The organism is Nonomuraea corallina, from assembly GCF_027620315.1.
Lineage (GTDB): Bacteria > Actinomycetota > Actinomycetes > Streptosporangiales > Streptosporangiaceae > Nonomuraea > Nonomuraea corallina.
In genome coordinates this window covers 12,187-32,205 of record NZ_JAPNNL010000077.1, presented here as the reverse complement: position 1 = coordinate 32,205, position 20,019 = coordinate 12,187, and the positions used below count along the sequence as shown (strand labels likewise).

The following is a 20,019-nucleotide window of genomic DNA, read 5'->3' as shown; positions in this document are numbered from 1 at the left end:
GGCGCACCTGGCCGGCCCCGCCCCGCTCGCCGGGTTCGTCAAGGCGCTGCAGCCGGCCGGGGTGCCGGTCGTCCTGCTCACCTGCTACCCCTTCCACCGCGAGGCCGCCTGTCTCGCGCACGCCTTCCCGCACGTGTACGTGGACGTCGGGCTCGCCCTGGCGCACGCCGCCGCGGGCGCCTCCCGGGTGCTGGCCGAGCTGCTGGAGCTGGCCCCGTTCCACAAGCAGCTGTACGGGTCCGGCTGCCGCGGCCTGGCCGAGACGTGTCATCTCGGCGCGGTCTACTTCCGGTGCGGGCTCGGCGCGGCGCTGAAGGCCAGGCTGGACGCGGGGGAGTGGGCCGAGGCCGACGCCGCCAGGGTCGCCCACATGATCGGGTCGGGGAACGCCCGGCGGGTGTACCGCCTATGAGTTATTGAATCGTGATTTGTCGGGATGTCAGGGGAGCGGTGATTATCGGGGGCGCCAGAGTTCCCAACGCACACCTGGAGGTGTCGTGTCCTGGCGTCCCCCCGCTCTCGCCGCCGCGGCCCTGGCCGCCGTCCTCGCCTTACCCGGCCCCGCCGCGGCCGACGACCCGCCGCCGCAGGTCGAGCCCCGGGCCGGCACCGAAGCCCCGGCGGAGGTCAGCGGCCTCGCCGAGCCCGCCAGGGCCGGCGACCCCGTCGCCGCGGCCAGGGAGCATCTGGCCGGCCCGCGCTACCGCATCGACCCGGCCGACCTGGTTCCGCTGCACACCGTCGTCGACGGCGGCGACGAGACGGTCAGGTTCGCCCAGCGTCACCGCGGCCTGCCGGTGCTCGGCGGCCAGTACCTGGTCCACTTCCGCACCGAGGTCGGAAGACGGACCGTCACCGGCGCGGGCGGACGCTACCTCACCGAGCTGGACGTCGCGACCACCCCGGCGATCACCGCCGAGCTGGCCGGCCGGCTGGCCCTGGCCCGGCTCATCCCCGACCAGGCCACCCGCCGGACCGCCAAGGCCGGGGCCGGCGAGCTCGTCGTGGTGCCCAGGGGCGCGGGCGTGCTCGCCTGGCGGCTGCCGCTCACCGGCCGCGACGTCCGGCGCGGGCTGCCGCTGCTGCGCGACGCGTACGTGGACGCGCACACCGGGCGGCCGCTGTTCAGCGTGGACCGGCTGCGCCTGGCAGGCCCGGCCGAAGCCACCGGCACGACCGCGTACGGCGAGCGCGTCACGCTCCAGGCGTACCGGCGCGACGACGGCGCCTACGAGCTGAGGGATCGCTCCAGGCCGATGTGGAACGGCGCGACCGGCGAGATCATCACCTACGACGCCAAGGGCGCCAGCGTCTTCGACGTGATCGGACCCGGCGTCCCGCCGGGGCTGGAGCCGGCCCGCTCGGCGACGCCCGAGTTCGGCCCGGAGCACACCGCGACGGGCGCCGTCGACGCCCACCACGGCGCGGGCCTCGTCTACGCCTACTACCGCGGGCTCGGCCGTGAAGGGCTCGACGGGCGGGGCGGCAGCATGCACTCCGTGGTCAACGTCACCTGGGACGGCGAGCCGTTCATCAACGCCCTGTGGGACGGCACCAAGATGATCTACGGCGGGGGCGGGACCGACTTCCACTCCTTCGCCGCCGCCCTGGACGTCGTCGGCCACGAGCTGACCCACGGCGTCATCGAGCACAGCGCCAACCTGCTCTACCTCAACCAGTCGGGCGCGATGAACGAGGGCCTGGCCGACTACTTCGGCAACGCCGTCGAGGTCGACACGCTCGGCGTGCCGATGACCCACCCCGACGCCAGCCTGCTCGGCGAACGGCTCTGCAAGACCGCCCCGCCCGCCGAGTGCGCGACCCGCGACCTCGACGACGGCCGGCACGCCACCCGCGACTACCTCGGCGTCACCGTCGGCTTCGACGCCGGCGGCGTGCACCTCAACTCGACGATCTTCTCCGGCGCGCTGTGGGACATCAGGGAACGGCTCGGCGGCGCCAAGGCCGACAAGGTCGTCTACAAGGCGCTCACCGAGTACATGACCCCGCTCGACGACTTCCTCGACGGCCGCCGCGCCGTCGAGTCGGCAGCCCGCGCCGCCGGCCTGACCGCGCGCGACCGGCTCGTCGTGGCGGCGGCCTTCGACCGGCACGGCATCCAGCGCGGCTGGGACCGCCGCATCCCCACCGACAGCCGGGTCGTCGCCGACAACCTCATGACGGCCTTCGCCCCTCCCGCCCTGTCCGGCGACCGGTACGTGGTCACCGACTCCGCCGACGACGGCACCGGCCCCAGCTACATCGTGACCGGAAGCCTGCGCGGCGGCGACCCGGTGCGGCTGTCGCAGAACGACGACCTCAACGACCTGCCCGCCACCGACGGCCGGCGCGGCGTGTGGGCGTCGATGGAGACAGGCCAGGAGGGCACCTTCCGCGTCCTGTCGCGGCCGCTGGACCGCCGGTCGCCCGAGACCGTCGTGCACGAGTCACCCGCCCTGGTCAACACCGTGGCGGTTGCCGGGGACACCGTGGTGTGGGAGGGCGTCGATCCGGCCGCCGGCGAGATGGAGCTGTGGGTGAAGCGCGGGGCCGCCGCGCCCGTCAACGTCACCGCCGAGACCGGCGTCGAGGGCTACCAGCCCACGATCGAGAACGGCAAGGTCGCGTACCTGCGCGTGTGGGTGGAGGGCGGCCACGTCCACACCACCCCGGCCGTCTACGACGTGGCGAGCGGCACCCAGGTCGTGCTGCCCGAGGCGCCCGGCACGGGGGAGACGCCGTCGGCGTCCCTGCGGCCCGTCGTCACCTCGGGGCACGTGGTCTGGCTGACCGACACCGACGGCGACGGCACCGCCGGCGTCATGCGGGCGGCGACCGACGGCACCGGCGTCACCGCGCTCGTCCCCGACGGCCCGGACGCGCCGATGGCGTTCTGGCTCGACGCCGGCGACACGGCCGTCACGCTCGACGTCCTGCCCGGGCCGACGCTCCAGAACCGCGACCTGCCCAAGCTGTTCCAGCTGCCGCTGGCCGGCGGGGCGCTGGAGCGCTTCTCCTGCAACCGGGGTGAGCAGTTCCTGCCCGCCGCCGGCGACGGCAGGCGCGTCATCTGGTTCGACGGCACCGCGGGCGACACCGACCTGGTCACCCGCGACCGGCCCGCGCGCCGCTGCTGAACACCCCCAGGTGGGGGCCCGGACGGGCTCCCACCTGTGGTTTGCTTGGGTCCCGTCACCACTCCATCGAGCCCGGGGGTCAGCATGGGCAGCGTCGAAGCCGAGATCAAGTTCCGCAGCGACATGGACGTGGAGCTGGTCAAGTCCGCCGCGTCGGACGCCGACGTGCTCTGGGCGGCCCGGGTCTCCACGAAGGGGGAGAGCTCGCTGGCCGAGATCGAGGCGGACCCCGAGCGGTCCAAAGGGCTCATCAACTACCTGATGCGCGACCGGCACGGCACCCCGTTCGAGCACTCCTCCATGACCTTCTACGTCAGCGCGCCGATCTTCGTCTTCCGCGAGTTCATGCGGCACCGCACCTTCTCCTACAACGAGGAGTCGGGCCGCTACCGCCAGCTCGTGCCCGTCTTCTACGTGCCGGCCCACGACCGCAAGCTGGTGCAGGAGGGCAAGCCCGGCAAGTACGTCTTCACGGACGGCACCCCCGGGCAGCACGCCCTGGTGACCGAGGCGACGACCGAGAGCTACCGGCAGTCCTACCGCGCCTACCTGGAGATGCTGGAGGCCGGGATCGCCCGCGAGGTCGCCAGGACCGTCCTGCCGGTCGGCCTCTACTCCTCGATGTACGCCACCTGCAACGCCCGCGCCCTGATGAACTTCCTGTCGCTGCGCGTCAAGCGCGAGGACTCCGCCTTCCCGTCGTTCCCGCAGCGCGAGATCGAGATGGTGGCCGAGAAGATGGAGGCGCTGTGGGCCGGGCTCATGCCGCTCACGCACGCCGCCTTCGAGGCCAACGGGCGCGTCTGTCCCTGAGGTCCGTCCCTGAAGTCTGTCCCTGAGGTCCGTCCCTGAGCGGCCCGGTCAGGCCAGGGCGGGAAGGACGTACACCTCGGCGCCCGGCGGCAGCGCGCAGTCGAGGCCGCCGAGGCCCCGGGCGTTCTCGCCGCACACGACCATGTTGATGTGGCGGCGGATCCGCCCGTACTCGTCCCTGATCCGCTCCTCCAGCAGCGGGTGGGCGCGGCGCAGCACGTCGAGCGCCCCGCCCAGGGTGGGCGGCGAGTCGCGGTCGGCCCCGACCGCGAACACCTTCACCTCCGTGCGGCCGCTCACCCACCGGCGCAGGGCCGCGGGCAGCACGAACACGACCAGCATCACCGGACGGGCCATGGCTCAGAGCACCGCCGCCCGCACCGTCAGCACGTCCGGCAGGTGGGAGACCACCTGCGACCAGCTCTCGCCGTCGTCGGCCGACCAGTAGACCGAGCCGTCGCGGGTGCCGAAGAACAGGCCCGCCTCGGTGGCGGTCATCGCGTCACGCAGCACGCTCGCGTACACCGGGCCCTCGGGCAGCCCGCGCTCCAGCGGCTTCCACGACTCGCCCGCGTCGGTGCTGCGGTGGATCCGGTAGCGGTGTCCGACCGGCGTGCGGTCCATGTCGGCGTTGAGCGGCAGCACGTACAGGGTGCCCGGCCGGGACGGGTGGGTGACGACGGGGAAGCCGAAGTCGGACGGCAGCGCCGAGCCGACGTCGTGCCAGGAGCCGCCGAAGTCGTCGCTGCGGTAGACGCCGAAATGGTGCTGCAGGAACAGCCGGTCGGGGTCGCCGGGGTCCATGGCCACCTTGTGCACGCACTGGCCGAACTCGGGGTACTGCTGCCCCTCCGGCAGGAACGGGGCACGGATGCCCTGGTTGGCCGCCTCCCACGACAGGCCGCCGTCGGTCGTGCGGTAGAAGCCGCCGGTGGAGATCGCCACCCCCATCACGCGCGGGTCGCCGGGGTGCGCGACGATCGTGTGCAGGCACAGCCCGCCGCCTCCGGGCTCCCACCGCGGCCGGTGCGGATGGTTCCACAGGCCCTCCACCAGGCGGTAGGTGACGCCGCCGTCCTCCGACCTGAACAGCGCCCCCGGCTCCGCCCCGGCCCACACCACGCCCTCCTCCGACGGTGACGGCAGGAGCTGCCAGACGCGGGTCAGCGTGGTCCCGCACGCGTCGGGGAAGGCGATCGGCGGCCGGTCGGCCTCCTGCCAGGTCTCGCCGAGGTCGTCGGAGTACATGACCGAGGGACCGAAGTGCCCGTACTCGATCCCCGCCAGCAGGCGGGGGACCGGGCCCCGGGTGTCGATCGCCACCGCGTGGACCCCGACGGTGGAGAACATGATCGGCTCGACGCTGAACGCGCCCGCGCCGGTGGAACGCGCGAGGAACAGGCCCTTGCGGGTGCCGATCGCGAGCATCGCGTCCGTCATGGCGTCACTCCCCTAAGTCGCTCCCGCATGTCACTTCCCGGAAGTCACTTCCCGGAAGTCACTTCCCGGAAGTCACTTCCCGGCCATCGTGCCACGGGAGCCGACGGTCCGCTGGTCGCCGGGCGATTTGCCGCGCGATTACCTGCGAGGTAATCGCCCGCATTCCCTGCATATGGCTAATGTTCCGGATATGGGAGCGGTGGCCGTACAAGAAGAGAAATTCGGGGAGCTGTTGCGAGGGTGGCGGCAGCGGCGCCGGGTCAGCCAGCTCGACCTGGCGATCGAGGCCGACGTGTCCGCCCGGCACATCAGCTTCCTGGAGACCGGGCGCGCCCGGCCCAGCAGGGACATGGTGATGAAGCTGGCGGAGGAGCTGGAGGTGCCGCTGCGGCACCGCAACCGGCTGCTGGTCGCGGCGGGGTTCGCGCCGGTGTTCGCCGAGCGCGAGGTGCGCGCCCCGGAGATGAGCGTGGTACGGCAGGCGCTCGACACGATCCTGGCCGGGCACGAGCCGTACCCGGCGCTGGTCGTGGACGCCGCCTGGGACCTGGTGGCGGCCAACGAGGCGGCCGGGATGTTCATGACCGGGGTGCCCGCCGAGCTGCTGAAGGAGCCGGTGAACGCGATGCGGCTGTCGCTGCATCCGCAGGCGATGGGCGGCCGGCTGGTCAACCTGGCCGAGGTCCGCGCGCACCTGCTGCACCGGCTGCGCAGGCAGGCCGAGATGTCCGGCGACGGGCGGCTGGCCGAGCTGCACGACGAGCTGGCGGGCTACCGGTATCCGGGCGTGGACCTGAACGTGGCGCACGTGCCCGGCCCCGGCGACATCCTGCTGCCGCTGCGGATCAGGCACGGCGACCGCGTGCTGTCCATGTTCACCACGATCGCCACCTTCGGCACGCCCGTCGAGGTGACGGCCTCGGAGCTGGCCATCGAGACGTTCTGGCCCGCCGACGAGGAGACCGCGGCCGCCTTCCGGTGATCAGATCTCGCCGGGCGCCAGGTCCCGGTGGATGCGCGCCGGCGGCACCCCTTCGGCCCGCAGGTTGCGCACGGTCTCGGTGACCATCGAGGGCGGGCCGCACACGTACACCTCGTGCTCGCTCCAGGAGTGGAAGCGGCGCGTCACGTCCGGCAGGCGGCCGCGCATCCCCTCGTAGCCGGGCTGGTCCGACACCACGGGCAGCACCCGCAGCCAGGGGAACGAGGACTCCAGCCGGATCAGGTCGGGCAGGTCGTACAGCTCGGCCGAGGTGCGCGCGCCGTAGAGCAGGTGCATGGTGGGGCGGCGGCCGGAGGCGATCACCTGCTCGACGATCGCCTTGAGCGGCGCCAGCCCGGTGCCGCCGGCCACGAAGAGCAGGTCCCTGACGCCGGGCTCCGGCGCGGTCATGGTGCCCATCGGCGGTCCCAGCATGACCGTGTCGCCGATGCGCGTGTCGCGGATGAGGGTGGTGGACACCCAGCCGCCGGGCACCGAGCGCACGTGCAGCCGGATCGTGTTGTCCGGACGCGGCGCGTTCGCGATCGAGTAGGTCCGCCACACCCTCGGCCAGCGCGCGGTCTGCACGCTGACGTACTGGCCGGGCTTGTACGGCAGCCGCTGCGCGGGGCGCAGGGTGAGGACCGCGATGTCGTCGTGGCGGCGCTCGTGGTCGACCACCTGCGCGAGCCACCAGGCGGGGGAGACGCCGGCGTCGGCCTCGGCCGCCTCGATCATCAGGTTGGCGGCGGCCGTGTAGGCCGACACCCAAGCCGCCTCGACCTCGGGGTTCCAGCTGTCGGCGGCGAAGCACCTGACGGTGGCGAGCAGGGCGCTGCCGATGGCGGTGTAGTGCTCGGCGACGACGCCGTACTTGCGGTGGTCCCGGCCCAGCCGGCCCAGGAACGAGCGCATGCTCTCCGGGCTGTCGACGCTCCACGCGATGCGGGTCAGCGCGCTGAAGAGGCGGTCGCGCTGCACGTCCATGGCCGGCGGGAACATCCCGCGCAGGTGCGGGTTCTCCGCGAACAGCCTGCCGTAGAAGTAGGCGGCCGCCTTGTCGGCCACCGGCTCGATGATGGAGAAGCTCTCCTTGACCAGGCGCGGATTCAATGACATATACCCAACCCGTCCTATTGACCGGAAAACCATTCCGGTCGTCTCGTCCCACCTCCCTGGCGGCTCCGGGTGATGAGCGTCCAGCCTGCCCCGGCACGACCGAGCGCTCGAAATCCAGTCTTACACCGCCTCCGTGGCCTCACAACCTATTCGCCCGATGAGGTGCAGATCTGAACTATCAGTAATGGGGTTATGATTATCCGCATTCAGTGGAACTGCTTGTCCGGACATGGAATGTGAAGACAAATCATATTCGTATTTAGCGGGAAATTTCGGGATCTGGGTGGTCTGCGCGCTGCTCCGGCCGCCCGGCCCCCGCCTCCCCACCCCTCCCGCGACCTCGGCGGGGGGTTCCGGACGGCCGGGCCCCAGGAGACTTGTGGGACAAGCGACATAACCGAAATGGAGTGCGCCATGATGGGGCATGCGCCTGCGCGCCAGGCCACCCCCGCACGACGCTCCCCTGGAGATGTGATGTCCCGACCGCTGATAGGCGTCAGCGCCTACTTCGAAGCCGCCCGATGGGATGACTACGTGCGGGAGGCCGTGCTCTCCCCGCCCTCGTACGCCAGAGCGATCGAGCGGGCCGGCGGCGCCCCTGTCGTCCTGCCGCCGATCAACGGGCACGCCATCGCCGACTACGTGCGCGGGCTGAGCGGCATCGTGCTGACCGGCGGCACCGAGGTGGGCGCGGCCACGTACGGTGACGAGCAGGACCCGCGCGCCGGCGAGCCGCAGCCGCACCGCGACCGGTTCGAGCTGGCCCTGGCCCGCGCCGCCGTGCAGGCCGACCTGCCCGTGCTGGGCATCGCCCGCGGCATGCACGTGCTCAACGTCGCCCAGGGCGGCAGCCTCATCCCGTGGCTGCCCGAGATGCTGGAGAACGAGCGGCACAACGAGCCGGGCGTGCCGCACCGCATCCAGGTGAGCGTGTCGAGCAAGCTGGGCAAGGCCGTCGGCGACCGCGTCGAGGCCGTCGCCCCGCACACCCAGTCGGTGCGCCGCCTCGGCGCCGGGCTGCTCGCCGTGGCCTGGGCCGACGACCAGATCGTGGAGGGCATCGAGCTGCAGGGCCACCGGTTCGGCGTGGGCGTGCAGTGGCATCCTGAGCGCGAGACGGGCGGCGGGACCGGCGGCGGGACCGGCGGCGGGACGGGTGGCGGATTGTTCGATGCGCTCGTCGAGGCGGCCCGCTAGGCTTCGATCATGTCGCTGCACCCCCAGGCACGCGCGTACGTCGCCGCCTACCCGTCGGACCTGGGCGTCGACCCGGCCGCGCTCGACCTGGAGCGGATCCGCGAGATGCGCGCCGTCGACGGTCTCGCCTCCCAGCGCGGGCCGCTCACGCAGCTGCCCTCCGTCCGCGACGAGACGGCCGAGGGCGTGCCGATCCGCATCTACCGCGCCGACCGCGGCGACGGCCCGCTGCCCGTCGTCGTCTACTTCCACGGCGGCGGCTTCGTCTTCGGCAGCGTCAGGCGCAACGACGCGCTCGGCCGCGACCTGGCCATCCGCACCGGCGCGGTGGTCGTCTCGGTCGACTACCGGCTCGCCCCCGAGCACCCCTTCCCGGCCGCCGCCGACGACGCCTGGACCGTCGTGCGCGACGTCTTCGCCCGGCCCGCGTTCTACCAGTGCGACGGCAAGGTCGCGGTGATGGGCGACAGCGCCGGCGGCAACCTCGCCGCGGTGGTCGCCTGGCAGGCGCGCGACGCCGGGCTCCGCCTGGTCCACCAGGTGCTGATCTACCCGGTGCTCGACGCGCGCATGGACACCCCGAGCTACCGCGAGTTCGCCCGCGGCTACGGCCTGGACGCCGCCGAGATGGCCTGGTTCCTGGACCGGTACGCCGCCGGAGCCGACCCCGACGACCCGCGCCTGTCGCCGGCGCGGCTGGCCTCCGCCGCCGGGCTGCCGCCCGCCACCGTGCTGACCGCCGAGTGCGACGTGCTGCGCGACGAGGGCGAACGCTACGCCGCCCGGCTGGCCGAGGAGGGGGTGCCGGTCGACCTGCGCCGCTTCGACGGCGCGGTCCACAGCTTCTTCGTCCTGCCCCGCCTGTTCGACCAGGCGGCCGAGGCCCGCGACCACGTCGCCGCCCGGCTGAAGGAGGCGCTGTGACCTACGAGCGGCTCAAGCTCGACACCCCCGCCGAGGGCGTGCTGCGCATCACCATCAGCGAGCCGCGCCGGCTCAACGCCGTCGACCGGACCGGCCACCGCGAGCTGGCCGAGATCTGGCGCGACGCCGACCGCGACGACTCCGTCAGGGCCGTGCTCATCCGGGGGGAGGGCGAGGCGTTCTCCGCCGGCGGCGACCTGTCCATGATCGAGGAGATGACGCGCGACCACGACACCCGGCTGCGCGTCTTCGCCGAGGCCCGCGACATCGTCTACAACGTGCTCAACTGCGCCAAGCCGGTCGTGTCGGCCATCCAGGGGCCCGCCGTCGGCGCCGGGCTGGCCGTCGCCCTGCTCGCCGACGTCTCCGTGGCCGGCCGCACCGCCCGCATCATCGACGGCCACACCCGCCTCGGCGTCGCCGCCGGCGACCACGCCGCCATCATCTGGCCGCTGCTGTGCGGCATGGCCAAGGCCAAGTACCATCTGCTGCTCTGCGAGCCGGTCACCGGCGAGCAGGCCGAGCGGATGGGCCTGGTCAGCCTCTGCGTCGACGACGACGCCGTGCACGACACCGCCCTGGAGATCGCGGTCAAGCTCGCCGCGGGCTCGCAGGAGGCCATCCGGCTCACCAAGTACGCGCTCAACAACTGGCTGCGCCTGGCGGGGCCCGCCTTCGACGCCTCGCTGGCCATGGAGTTCCTCGGTTTCACCGGACCCGACGTGGCCGAGGGCGTGCGGGCGCTGCGCGAGAAGCGCCCGCCCCGCTTCTCGTGACGTGAGGGGTTTCGCCGTCGTGACCCGGGTAGGCGCACAGTCATGGAACGCATGGCCAGACCCACACGGCGGGCCTGTCCGCCGGGGCCGAGAACGCAGCCTCGGGGGACGAAGCAGCGGCCCGCCGCCGGGTCACGGCCGGGGGGCGGTCAGAAGCCGCGAGGGAGGCCGAGCACCTGCGTCGCGAGGTAGTTGAGCAGAAGCTCCTCGGTCACGGGTGCCACCTTCCCGATCCGGGCGTCGGCGAGCAGGCGGGCCACCGGGTACTCCAGCGAGTACGCCATGCCGCCGTGCGTCTGGAAGGCGGCGTCGGCGGCCTCCCAGGCGGCCTGGGAGGCGGTCAGCTTGGCGATGTTGGCCTCGGTGCCACATGGCAGCTGCTGGTCGAACGACCAGGCCGCCTTGTACAACATCAGCCTGGCCAGCTCGATCTTCGCCTTGACCTGGGCGAGCGGGAACGCAATCGCCTGGTTGGCGCCGATCGGCCGGCCGAACACCTCGCGCTCCTTGGCGTACTGCACCGCGACCCGCAGCGCCACCTCGGCGCCGCCCAGCGCGGAGGCGGCCAGCAGGATGCGCTCGGGGTTGAGGATGTCCCACAGCACCGCCGCGCCCTGGTCGACCTCGCCGACCACGTTCGCGGCCGGCACCCGCAGGTCGTCGATGAACACCATGTTCGACGGCGTCGTGTTGGCGCCCATCTTCGGGATCGGCTGGAACGACAGCCGCCCGGTGGCGACCGCGTCCGGCACGTTCACCAGGAAGACGGTCAGCCCGTGGCTGCGCGGCCTGGCCTCGGCCGCCGGGACGGTCCGGGTGACCAGCAGCATCCAGGTGGCCCGCTGCACGCCGGTGATCCAGATCTTCTGCCCGTTCAGCACGAACGCGTCGCCGTCACGGCGCGCGGACGTGGAGATCGCCAGCGCGTTGGAGCCCGCGTCCGGCTCGGTCAGCGCGAAGCACGTCTCGATCTCCCCGGTGGCCAGCCGCGGCAGCAGCTCGTCCTGCTGCCACCCACTGCCGTGGCGGGTCAGGGTCATCGCCCCGAACCCGGGCGTGAGCACGTACGTGAAAGCCGATCCGCCCGCCGCCCCCGACGCCGAGATGGTCTCCGTCGCCACGGCCAGCTCCAGCAGCCCCTGCCCGCCGCCGCCGAACCGCTCCGGCACCGCCAGGCCCAGCCAGCCGCCCTTGCCCAGCTCCTCCCACACTTCCTCGGGCCAGCGCTTCTCGCTCTCGCACCGCTGCCAGTAGTCCAGGTCGTAGCGGGAGCAGATGTCGGCGACGCCCTGCCGCACCGCGAGCGCGCTCTCGGGAAGAGTGAAATCCATCACGCCATAGTAGAAGGAAGCTCTGTTCGCGGGCGAGGCCTGCGCGCGTGGAAGACGAACGCCGGCGGCGCGTTGCGCCACACCGTCCGCCCGGCCACCACCTCCTCGAACCGCTCGGCCAGCAGCGCCCGGAAGCGCCGAGCCCGGCTCAGCGGGATCGCGTGCACGTACGAGAAGGTGGTGAACGCGCCGGCGTGGCTCATCACCGACGTCACCGCGCCCATCAGCGACAGCTGCGACTGCTGGGGGAAGGCCGCCCACGGCAGCCCGCTGACCACCACGTCCGCCTGCCCCAGGCCGCGCTCGGCCAGCAGCTCCGGCAGCCGGGCGGCGTCCCCGTTCACCACGTCCACGGCCGGGAACCGCTCGGCCAGCAGCGCCGCCATCGCCTGGTTGAGCTCCACCGCCAGGTGATGGCCGCGGCCGGCCAGCCTGCGCTGGATCTCCGCGGTGAACGGGCCCGTCCCCGGCCCCAGCTCCACCACGGTCGGCTCGCCGCGCTCGGGCACCGGCGCGCAGACCGCGGCGGCGAGCCGCTGCGAGCTCGGCGCCAGCGCCCCGATCGTGCCAGGTGAGCGCAGGAACTGGCCCAGGAAGAGCGAGGTGTCGTTGGCCATGGCTCGACCGTAGAGGCGAAGATCGAGTTGTCGTCTCCCCCGAAGGGACGGAGATCCGGCCAGTTGGAGGAGGGGCCATCCTCCGCCGGGAGGACTGTCCACGAGGTCCGGCTGGATACCTTGGTGGCATGAGTTGGCGTTGGCGCGGTGCGCCGTTCGACCTGCTCCTTGCCGCCGCGGGCGTCAGCCTGGACCTGCTGATGTCCGGGCAGGCGCTGAAGGGGGAGCTTCCGCCGTCCTACACGGTCGTCCCGCTGGCGTTGCTGGTCGGCGCGCCGCTCGGGTTCGTGCGGCGGTGGCCGCTCGCGACCGCGCTGTGGCTCGCGGGCGCCCTCGTCGTCACCGACCAGATGGCCGCCTACAGCTCCAACACCGCCCAGATGCTGCTGCTGGTCGCGGTGGGGTTCACCGCCTATCGGGAACGCGCCCGCGCGACCGGCGTGGCCATGGCGGCGGCCGCGGCCGCCACCGCGGTCAACCTGGCCGACCCCGGCCTGGCCTTCACCCTGGAGAGCGGCCTCTACTGCGTGGGCATCGCCGTCCTCCCCGTCGTGGTCGGCGGCTACCTGCGCGGCTCGGTGGGCGAGCTGGAGCACCGCGACGTCACGCCCGACGTGCTGCTCGCCGCCGGCGGGCTGGCCCACACCATGCTGAGCACCTGGACGAGCTGGCACTCCGGGGCCCAGCCCGCCTGGGTGACCGGCGTCCTGGCCGTCGCCGCCGGGCTGTCGCTCGGCGTGGCCAGGCGGCTGCCCGGGCTCGTCTTCCTGTTCCAAGGCGTGCTGCTCGTCGCCGCCGACACCTACCTGCCGCAGGTGGTCAACGCCAGCCTGGTGCTGGTCCTCATCGCGCTCGGCGTGTTCGCCATGCGGGTCGCCTCCTGGGTGTGGACGGCCAGCGCCTACCTGGCCACCTGCCTGCTGGCCGCGGTCGCCGTCGTCGGCCCGGACAGCGAGCCCACCGTCTTCCGCGCCGCCATCGTCTGCGCGCTCGTCGTCACCCCGGTCGCGATCGGCCGCTACCTGGGCGTCAGGCAGGCCGCCGCCGCGGCCGAGCGGCTGCGCGCGCGCGAGTCCACCCGGCTCACCGTCGCCCAGATGCGCGCCGCCCAGCTCGCCGAACGCGAGCGCATCGCCCGCGACGTGCACGACATCGTCGCCCACCACGTCGGCGCGATGGTGCTGCGGGCCAGCGCCGCCCGCTACACCGCCCCCGACGGCCCGGTCGCCGACGCGCTGACCGACATCCGCGAGACCGGCCACCAGGTGCTGGAGGACCTGCGCGGCCTGATCGACCTGCTGCGCGACCCCGACCGGCAGTCCAACCTGCTCGCCGACCCCAACGACGTGATCCGCGAGTCCGCCGAGCGGATGGCGGCCGCCGGCCTCGCGGTCGACCTCGAACTCGACCCCGGGACCGACCACGCCCCGCTCGTGGCCCGCACCTCGGCGGCGCGCATCGTCCAGGAAGGACTCACGAACGTGCTCAAACACGCGGGACCCGGCACCAAGGTCCACGTCCGGGTCAGCGCCGACCGCGACGGCGTCGGCGTGGAGATCCGCAACGGCCGCCCGCCCACCACGATCGAGCGCCTGCCGTCCTCCGGGCGCGGCCTGGCCGGGATGCGGGAACGGGTCCGCGCGCTCGGCGGCACCCTCAGCGCCGGGCCGGACGAGGAAGGCGGCTGGCTGCTCGCCGCCAGCCTGCCGGCGCCCAGGAGCGTCTCATGATCCGCGTCCTCATCGCCGACGACCAGGTGCTCGTGCGCGCGGGCGTGCGGATGCTGCTGCAGGCCAACAGCGACATGGAGGTGGTCGGCGAGGCCGACGACGGCGCCGAGGCCGTCCGGCTGGCCGAGCGCCACCTGCCCGACGTCATCCTCATGGACCTGCGCATGCCCAGGGTCGACGGGCTGGAGGCGATCAAGAGGGTGCTCGCGGCCCGCCCCTCCACCCGCATCGTGGTGCTCACCACCTTCGCCGAGGACGCCAACGTCTACGCCGCGCTGCGCGCCGGCGCCGTCGGCTTCCTGGTCAAGGACGACGAGCCGGAACGCATGATCGACGCCATCCGCCGCGCCCACGCCGGCGAGCAGCTCCTCGCGCCGTCCGTGCTGCGCCGCGTCGTCGAACGCTTCCTCGACGCCGAGGAGAGCTCCGCGGGCGCCCCGCGCGGGCTCACCGAGCGCGAGATCGACGTGCTCGCCCTGGTGGGCACCGGGCTGTCCAACGCCGAGATCGCCGAGGAGCTGCACGTCGGCGTCACGACCGTGAAGACCCACATCGCCGCCGCCATGGACAAGCTCGGGCTGCGCAACCGCATCCAGGCGGCCGTGGTCGCGCACCGCAGCGGCCTCGTCGACGCGTCCTTCCGCCCGGTGCGTCAGCCGCGCGGCGGAGCACCGGGTAGCCCGGCAGGCTGACGACCGCGGGCGGGTCCGGCGCGCATCCTGGGGTCCTCGATCGAAAGGACCATGACCATGTCCGACACCGACCTCTTCCGGCGCCCGCCCGCCGAGACCCCCGCCCCGCCGGTCAACAGCGTCCTGCTGTACGCGCTCCGGCTCGCGATCATCGCTCAGGCCGCCGGTCTCGTGGTGGCGGGCTCGCTCGCCGGCCAGTCGGTCGCCACCGACGGGGCGATGGCCGAGGCCCACGTGATGGCCGGGATGCTGATCCACCTCGCCGGCCTGCTGCAGCTCGTCCTCGCCGTGCTCGTGTGGCGTCCCGGCCGCGGCGCCGGCTGGCCCGCCCTGGCCAGTCTCGTGCTGTTCGCCGCCGGGATGGGCCAGCACTTCACCTGGGAGCTGCTCGGCGCGCACCTGCCCAACGGCATCGTCATGGCCGGGCTCAGCACCGCGCTGCTCATCTGGTCGTGGTCGCCAGGCGCGTCCCGCCGCCGCTAGCCTCGTTCCTGTGTACGTGAAGATCTGCGGCCTGACCGACCCCGGCCACGTGGCCGCCGCCGTCGAGGCCGGCGCCGACGCCGTCGGATTCGTGCTGACCAGCAGCTCGCGCCGGATCACGCCCGAGCGGGCCGCCGAGCTGGCGTCCCTGGTGCCGCCCGAGGTGCTGACCGTGGGCGTCTTCCGCGGCGAGGACCCGGCCGAGGTGCGGGACGCGGCGCTCGCGGCCGGCGTGCGGGCGATCCAGCTCCACGGCCACCACCCGCACGCCGACTTCACCGCGCTCAAGGACCTCGGCCGCACCCTGATCAGGGCCGTCGACGCGCGGGCCGACCTGCGGTGCGGCGCCTACGACGAGAGCCTGCTCATCGTCGACGCGCCCCGGGCCGGCTCCGGCGAGCCGTGGGACTGGTCGGCCGTGCGCGGCCGCCCCACCGGGCGGTGGCTGCTCGCGGGCGGCCTGGCGCCCGGCAACGTCGCCGAGGCCGTGGCCGCCGCCCGCCCGTGGGGGGTCGACGTCTCCAGCGGCGTCGAGACCGCGCCCGGCGTCAAGGACCCCGCGCTGATGGCCGCCTTCGTCACGGCCGCCCGCGGGGGGCCTGACCGATGACCACGCCCTCCGCCCCCATCCCGGCCGGCCCCATCCCGGCCGGCCCCGTTCCGGCCGGCCACGCCCGTCCGGGGCGGGAGCCGGCTGTCGTGCTGGAGTTCCTGCGCGGCTTCGCCCGGCGGCGGGCGCCCCGGGTGGTGCCGGTGCCCGGCGGGTTCGCGGTGCTCGACGATCGCTACGCGGCCTCGTACGACGACAACAAGCTCCTCGTGTGGTCCGGCGAGGACCCCGGGGCCGTGCTCGGCGCGGCGGAGGAGGTGCTGGGGGAGCGCGGCCACCGCATGGTGTGCGTGGACGACGACGGGCTGGGCCGGGCGTTCGCGCCCGCGTTCGCGGCGGCGGGCTACCAGCACGAGGAGAACGTGCTCATGGTCTTCCGCGGCGACCCGCCCCGCGTCCCGCACGCTGAGGAGCTCTCGCTGGAGACGCTGCTGCCCGAGCTGCGGGCGGCCTGGCGCGAGGCGCTCCCCGACGTCGGCGACGAGGCGATCGAGCAGCTCGCCCGGCGGTCGGAGGCCCGCCTGGCCGGCGCCGACCGGGTCGGGTTCCGCGGCGTGCGCGCTGACGGCGGCGACCTCGCGGCCCGCGCCGACCTGTACGTGCACGACGGCGTGGCGCAGATCGAGGAGCTGGTGACCGCCGTGCGCCACCGGGGCAGGGGTCACGCCCGCGCGCTGATGCTCTCGCTGCTGGCCGAGGCGACCTCGCAGGCCGGGCTGGTGTTCCTGGTGGCCGACGCCGCCGACTGGCCCAGGGAGTTCTACGCCCGCCTCGGGTTCGCGGAGATCGGCCGCACGCACGCCTTCGTCCGCGCCTGACGGGGCCCGTTGGCCGGATGCGGCCCCGCTGGGCTGCACGTTCGCGCAGTAGGGTCTGGGGCGTGAGTGACACTTCCGCCGAGGACCGGATCTGGACGGTTCCGAACCTGCTGAGCTTCCTGCGCCTCCTTGGCGTGCCCGTCTTCCTGTGGCTGATCCTCGGGCCGCGGGCGGACGGGTGGGCCCTGGCGGTGCTGGCGGTGGCCGGGTTCACCGACTGGCTCGACGGGAAGATCGCTCGGGCGTTCAACCAGACCAGCCGTCTCGGGCGGCTGATCGACCCGGCCGCGGACAAGCTGTACGTGTTCGCGACGATCCTGGCGCTGCTGGTGCGGGAGATCATCCCCTGGTGGCTGGTCGTGGTGATCCTGGCCAGGGAGCTGTTCGTCCTCTGTTCCTTCCCCGTCCTCCGCAAGCATGGCTACCGTGCACTTCAGGTGCATTTTCTGGGCAAGGCCGCCATGTTCAACCTCATGTACGCCTTCCCTCTGCTCTTCCTCGCCTCCCACCCGGGGTGGTATGCCGAAATAGCCCGCGTCGTCGGGTGGGCGTTCGCGCTGTGGGGAACGGGGCTGTATTGGTGGGCGGGCGTGTTGTACGTGGTGCAGGTACGCAGGCTCGTGACCGCGACCACGAAGGAGTGAGCGGTGAAGGCGGTTGTCATGGCGGGCGGCGAAGGCACCCGGTTGCGGCCGATGACGGCCAACCAACCCAAACCCCTGCTTCCCGTGGTCAACCGTCCGATCATGGAACACGTGCTGCGCCTGCTCAAACGGCACGGCATCACCGAGACCGTGGTCACGGTGCAGTTCCTGGCCGCGCTGGTGCGCAACTACTTCGGCGACGGCGACGAGCTCGGCATGCGCCTGCAGTACGCGACCGAGGACGTGCCCCTGGGCACCGCGGGCAGCGTCAAGAACGCCGCAGCCCGGCTGCGCGACGACCGGTTCCTGGTCATCTCCGGTGACGCGCTCACCGACATCGACCTGACCGACATGATCCGCTTCCACCGCGACACCGGGGCGCTCGTCACGATCGGCCTCAAACGGGTGCCGAACCCGCTGGAGTTCGGCATCGTCATCGTCGACGAGGCCGGGCGGGTGCAGCGCTTCCTGGAGAAGCCCACCTGGGGCCAGGTCTTCTCCGACACGGTCAACACCGGCGTCTACGTGATGGAGCCCGAGGTGCTGGGCGACGTCCCCGGCGGCGAGCCCGCCGACTGGTCGGCCGACGTCTTCCCGCGGCTGCTGGAGCGCGGCGCCCCCATCTACGGCTACGTGGCCGAGGGCTACTGGGAGGACGTCGGCACCCACGACAGCTATCTCAAGGCCCAGGCCGACGCCCTGTCCGGCAAGGTGAGCCTGGACATCGGCGGCTTCGAGGTGTCGCCGGGCGTGTGGGTGGCGGGCTCGGCGTCGGTCGAGCCCGACGCGGTGCTCAAGGGGCCGCTGTTCATCGGCGAGTACGCCAAGGTGGAGGCCGGCGCCGAGCTGCGCGAGTACACGGTGCTCGGCAACAACGCGGTGGTGCGCGAGGGCGCCTTCCTGCACCGCGCGATCGTGCACGACAACGTCTACCTCGGCCCCGGCACCCACCTGCGCGGCTGCGTGATCGGCAAGTCCACCGACGTGATGAGCGGGGCCCGCATCGAGGAGAACGCGATCATCGGTGACGAGTGCGTCATCGAGGCGGAGGCGTACGTCTCCAGCGGGGTCAAGATCTACCCGTTCAAGACCATCGAGGCCGGCGCGGTCGTCAACACCAGCGTGATCTGGGAGTCGCGCGGCCAGCGCGGGCTGTTCGGCCCGCGCGGCGTGAGCGGGCTGGTCAACGTCGAGATCACGCCCGAGCTGTGCGTCCGGCTGGCCAGCGCCTACGCCACCACGCTCAAGAAGGGCGAGCACGTCGTCATCTCGCGCGACGCCTCGCTGGTCGCCCGGGCGTTCAAACGGGCCGTGATCGGCGCGCTCAACGCCAGCGCGATCAACGTGCACGACCTGGAGGCCGCGCCGCTGCCGGTGGCGCGCTTCCACACCTCCAGGTCCACCGCGGCCGGCGGCATCACGCTGCGCACCACCGCGGGAGACCCGCAGAGCGTGGACATCGTCATCATGGACGACGGCGGCGCCGACCTGTCGCCCGGCGCCCAGCGCAAGCTGGAACGCGTCTTCTCCCGCCAGGAGTTCCGCCGCGCCTTCCCCGGCGAGATCGCCGAGCTCACCTTCCCGGCCAGGGCGGTCGAGGACTACACCCACGAGCTGCTGCGCCGGATCGACATGACCGGCGTGCGCGGGATGAAGGTGGTGGCCGACTGCGCGGGCGGCACCTCGTCGCTGGTGCTGCCCAGGCTGCTCGGCCGGGCCGGCATCGAGGTGCTCACCGTCAACGCCGTGCTGGACGACCTGTCGCCCACCGAGACCATCGCCGAGCGCCGCCGCGACCTGCAGCGGCTGTCGGAGCTCGTCAGCTCCTCACGGGCGGCCTTCGGGGTCCGGTTCGACCCGGTGGGGGAGCGGATCGCGCTGGTGGACGAACAGGGCCAGCTCATCAGCGAGGAACGGGCCCTGCTGGTCGTCCTCGACCTGGTGGCCGCCGAGCGCCGCGGCGGCCAGGTGGCGCTGCCCGTCACCACCACCCGGGTCGCCGAGCAGGTGTGCCGCTTCCACGGCGTGCAGGTCCGCTGGACCGCGACCGCCGTCGACGCGCTCACCTCGGCCGCCGCCGACCCCGGCATGATCTTCGCGGGTGACGGGCGGGGCGGGTTCGTGGTGCCCGAGTTCAGCGCCGCGATCGACGGGCTGGCCGCCTTCATGCGGCTGCTCGGGCTGGTGGCCCGCACCCGGCTCTCGCTCAGCCAGATCGACGCCAGGATCCCCGAGGCGCGGCTGCTCAAACGGACGATCCCGACGCAGTGGGCGGCCAAGGGAGCGGTGATGCGCTCGGTCATCGAGGCGGCCGAGTCCAGCCCCGACGGCTACCGGATCGACACCACCGACGGGGTGCGCGTCGTCGGCGACGACGGCAGCTGGGTGCTCATCCTGCCCGCCGCCACCGAACCGATGACCGATCTGTGGGCGGAGGCCGCCGATGTCGACACCGCGCAGATCCTGCTGGAACGCTGGGCCCGGGTGGTGGAGGAGGCGACATGATCCACGCGGCGCCGCGTTCTGTCCTCGATTTGTCGGGAAGGACCGCAAGATCGTAATGTTAAGACGCGCGGCGGCATGGACCTTCAGGTGGGGACGGTTGTAACTTTGTCAGCGTCCAAACCTGTCATCCAGCGCCCCGCCTTGACCTTTGCCGCTGATCAGCGTAAGTTGCGGCATTCGCAAAAACGTGAAGAGCGAAGC

At 72.9% G+C, this 20,019-nt stretch carries 19 protein-coding genes; 14 read left to right on the top strand and 5 right to left on the bottom strand.

Annotation, left to right across the window (positions count from 1 at the left end; translation table 11 throughout):
* From OUY22_RS19785 to thyX, 3 genes are all read left to right on the top strand, one after another.
* The coding region (locus OUY22_RS19785; RefSeq protein WP_270156520.1) for an amidohydrolase family protein at positions 1-412 on the top strand (412 nt) is incomplete at its 5' end.
* Between the two features lie 85 nt (positions 413-497).
* Positions 498-3,137: a M4 family metallopeptidase gene (locus OUY22_RS19780; protein ID WP_270156519.1), complete on the top strand. Its 2,640-nt coding sequence runs from the start codon at positions 498-500 to the stop codon at positions 3,135-3,137.
* Between the two features lie 84 nt (positions 3,138-3,221).
* Complete coding sequence (gene thyX / locus OUY22_RS19775; protein WP_270156518.1) at positions 3,222-3,950, top strand: FAD-dependent thymidylate synthase; 729 nt, start codon at positions 3,222-3,224, stop codon at positions 3,948-3,950.
* A gap of 48 nt (positions 3,951-3,998) precedes the next feature.
* On the opposite strand, the gene OUY22_RS19770 is transcribed toward thyX, so the two are convergent.
* Both OUY22_RS19770 and OUY22_RS19765 read right to left on the bottom strand, forming a co-directional pair.
* The gene (locus OUY22_RS19770; protein WP_270156517.1) at positions 3,999-4,307 is read right to left on the bottom strand and encodes a ubiquitin family protein; all 309 of its coding nucleotides are present in this window, start codon (positions 4,305-4,307) and stop codon (positions 3,999-4,001) included.
* 3 nt (positions 4,308-4,310) lie between these two features.
* Entirely contained in the window at positions 4,311-5,390 is a 1,080-nt protein-coding gene (locus OUY22_RS19765; protein WP_270156516.1) for a WD40/YVTN/BNR-like repeat-containing protein, read from the bottom strand.
* Between the two features lie 190 nt (positions 5,391-5,580).
* Between OUY22_RS19765 and OUY22_RS19760 the strand changes: the two genes are divergently transcribed.
* A complete protein-coding gene (locus OUY22_RS19760; protein WP_270156515.1) occupies positions 5,581-6,372 on the top strand; it encodes a helix-turn-helix domain-containing protein in 792 nt (263 codons plus the stop codon).
* On the opposite strand, the gene OUY22_RS19755 is transcribed toward OUY22_RS19760, so the two are convergent.
* Positions 6,373-7,491 (bottom strand): FAD-binding oxidoreductase, encoded by a 1,119-nt coding sequence (locus OUY22_RS19755; protein ID WP_270156514.1) that lies wholly within the window; start codon positions 7,489-7,491, stop codon positions 6,373-6,375.
* A 474-nt stretch (positions 7,492-7,965) separates the two neighbouring features.
* Here OUY22_RS19755 and OUY22_RS19750 point away from each other — a divergent pair, with 474 nt between their 5' ends.
* From OUY22_RS19750 to OUY22_RS19740, 3 genes are read left to right on the top strand one after another with little or no spacing between them, the layout of a single operon-like run.
* The gene (locus OUY22_RS19750; RefSeq protein ID WP_270156513.1) at positions 7,966-8,688 is read left to right on the top strand and encodes a gamma-glutamyl-gamma-aminobutyrate hydrolase family protein; all 723 of its coding nucleotides are present in this window, start codon (positions 7,966-7,968) and stop codon (positions 8,686-8,688) included.
* A 9-nt stretch (positions 8,689-8,697) separates the two neighbouring features.
* The gene (locus tag OUY22_RS19745) at positions 8,698-9,612 is read left to right on the top strand and encodes an alpha/beta hydrolase (RefSeq protein WP_270156512.1); all 915 of its coding nucleotides are present in this window, start codon (positions 8,698-8,700) and stop codon (positions 9,610-9,612) included.
* Positions 9,609-10,388, top strand: coding sequence for an enoyl-CoA hydratase/isomerase family protein (locus OUY22_RS19740; protein ID WP_270156510.1), 780 nt, complete (start codon positions 9,609-9,611; stop codon positions 10,386-10,388). Before OUY22_RS19745 ends, OUY22_RS19740 begins: the two co-directional genes overlap by 4 nt.
* 149 nt (positions 10,389-10,537) lie before the next feature.
* Here OUY22_RS19740 and OUY22_RS19735 read toward each other — a convergent pair whose 3' ends face one another.
* Positions 10,538-11,719: an acyl-CoA dehydrogenase family protein gene (locus OUY22_RS19735; protein ID WP_270156509.1), complete on the bottom strand. Its 1,182-nt coding sequence runs from the start codon at positions 11,717-11,719 to the stop codon at positions 10,538-10,540.
* Entirely contained in the window at positions 11,719-12,336 is a 618-nt protein-coding gene (locus OUY22_RS19730) for a class I SAM-dependent methyltransferase (RefSeq protein WP_270156508.1), read from the bottom strand. The genes OUY22_RS19735 and OUY22_RS19730 overlap by 1 nt, the downstream gene beginning before the upstream one ends.
* A 128-nt stretch (positions 12,337-12,464) precedes the next feature.
* On the opposite strand from OUY22_RS19730, the gene OUY22_RS19725 reads away from it, so the two are divergent.
* The 7 genes from OUY22_RS19725 (at position 12,465) to OUY22_RS19695 (ending at position 19,818) form a co-directional block, all read left to right on the top strand.
* Entirely contained in the window at positions 12,465-14,066 is a 1,602-nt protein-coding gene (locus OUY22_RS19725) for a sensor histidine kinase (protein WP_270156507.1), read from the top strand.
* Positions 14,063-14,758, top strand: a complete 696-nt coding sequence (locus OUY22_RS19720; RefSeq protein ID WP_270156506.1) for a response regulator — start codon at positions 14,063-14,065, stop codon at positions 14,756-14,758. The genes OUY22_RS19725 and OUY22_RS19720 overlap by 4 nt, the downstream gene beginning before the upstream one ends.
* Positions 14,759-14,815: 57 nt before the next feature.
* Complete coding sequence (locus OUY22_RS19715; protein WP_270156505.1) at positions 14,816-15,241, top strand: hypothetical protein; 426 nt, start codon at positions 14,816-14,818, stop codon at positions 15,239-15,241.
* 10 nt (positions 15,242-15,251) lie between these two features.
* Positions 15,252-15,851 carry a phosphoribosylanthranilate isomerase gene (locus OUY22_RS19710; protein WP_270156504.1) on the top strand — a complete coding sequence of 200 codons (600 nt, stop codon included), beginning with the start codon at positions 15,252-15,254 and terminating at the stop codon, positions 15,849-15,851.
* A complete protein-coding gene (locus tag OUY22_RS19705; protein WP_270156503.1) occupies positions 15,848-16,669 on the top strand; it encodes a GNAT family N-acetyltransferase in 822 nt (273 codons plus the stop codon). Before OUY22_RS19710 ends, OUY22_RS19705 begins: the two co-directional genes overlap by 4 nt.
* A gap of 62 nt (positions 16,670-16,731) precedes the next feature.
* Positions 16,732-17,313 (top strand): CDP-alcohol phosphatidyltransferase family protein, encoded by a 582-nt coding sequence (locus OUY22_RS19700; protein WP_270156502.1) that lies wholly within the window; start codon positions 16,732-16,734, stop codon positions 17,311-17,313.
* 3 nt (positions 17,314-17,316) lie between these two features.
* Positions 17,317-19,818, top strand: coding sequence for a mannose-1-phosphate guanyltransferase (locus OUY22_RS19695; protein ID WP_270156501.1), 2,502 nt, complete (start codon positions 17,317-17,319; stop codon positions 19,816-19,818).
* Positions 19,819-20,019: the final 201 nt, after the last annotated feature.

Coding starts and splice junctions, on each gene's coding strand:
- OUY22_RS19770 (WP_270156517.1), bottom strand. CDS start 4,307: ATGGCCCGTCCGGTGATGCTGGTCGTGTTCGTGCTGCCCGCGGCCCTG.
- thyX (WP_270156518.1), top strand. CDS start 3,222: ATGGGCAGCGTCGAAGCCGAGATCAAGTTCCGCAGCGACATGGACGTG.
- OUY22_RS19725 (WP_270156507.1), top strand. CDS start 12,465: ATGAGTTGGCGTTGGCGCGGTGCGCCGTTCGACCTGCTCCTTGCCGCC.
- OUY22_RS19750 (WP_270156513.1), top strand. CDS start 7,966: ATGTCCCGACCGCTGATAGGCGTCAGCGCCTACTTCGAAGCCGCCCGA.
- OUY22_RS19765 (WP_270156516.1), bottom strand. CDS start 5,390: ATGACGGACGCGATGCTCGCGATCGGCACCCGCAAGGGCCTGTTCCTC.
- OUY22_RS19720 (WP_270156506.1), top strand. CDS start 14,063: ATGATCCGCGTCCTCATCGCCGACGACCAGGTGCTCGTGCGCGCGGGC.
- OUY22_RS19745 (WP_270156512.1), top strand. CDS start 8,698: ATGTCGCTGCACCCCCAGGCACGCGCGTACGTCGCCGCCTACCCGTCG.
- OUY22_RS19705 (WP_270156503.1), top strand. CDS start 15,848: ATGACCACGCCCTCCGCCCCCATCCCGGCCGGCCCCATCCCGGCCGGC.
- OUY22_RS19755 (WP_270156514.1), bottom strand. CDS start 7,491: ATGTCATTGAATCCGCGCCTGGTCAAGGAGAGCTTCTCCATCATCGAG.
- OUY22_RS19730 (WP_270156508.1), bottom strand. CDS start 12,336: ATGGCCAACGACACCTCGCTCTTCCTGGGCCAGTTCCTGCGCTCACCT.
- OUY22_RS19760 (WP_270156515.1), top strand. CDS start 5,581: ATGGGAGCGGTGGCCGTACAAGAAGAGAAATTCGGGGAGCTGTTGCGA.
- OUY22_RS19735 (WP_270156509.1), bottom strand. CDS start 11,719: ATGGATTTCACTCTTCCCGAGAGCGCGCTCGCGGTGCGGCAGGGCGTC.
- OUY22_RS19715 (WP_270156505.1), top strand. CDS start 14,816: ATGTCCGACACCGACCTCTTCCGGCGCCCGCCCGCCGAGACCCCCGCC.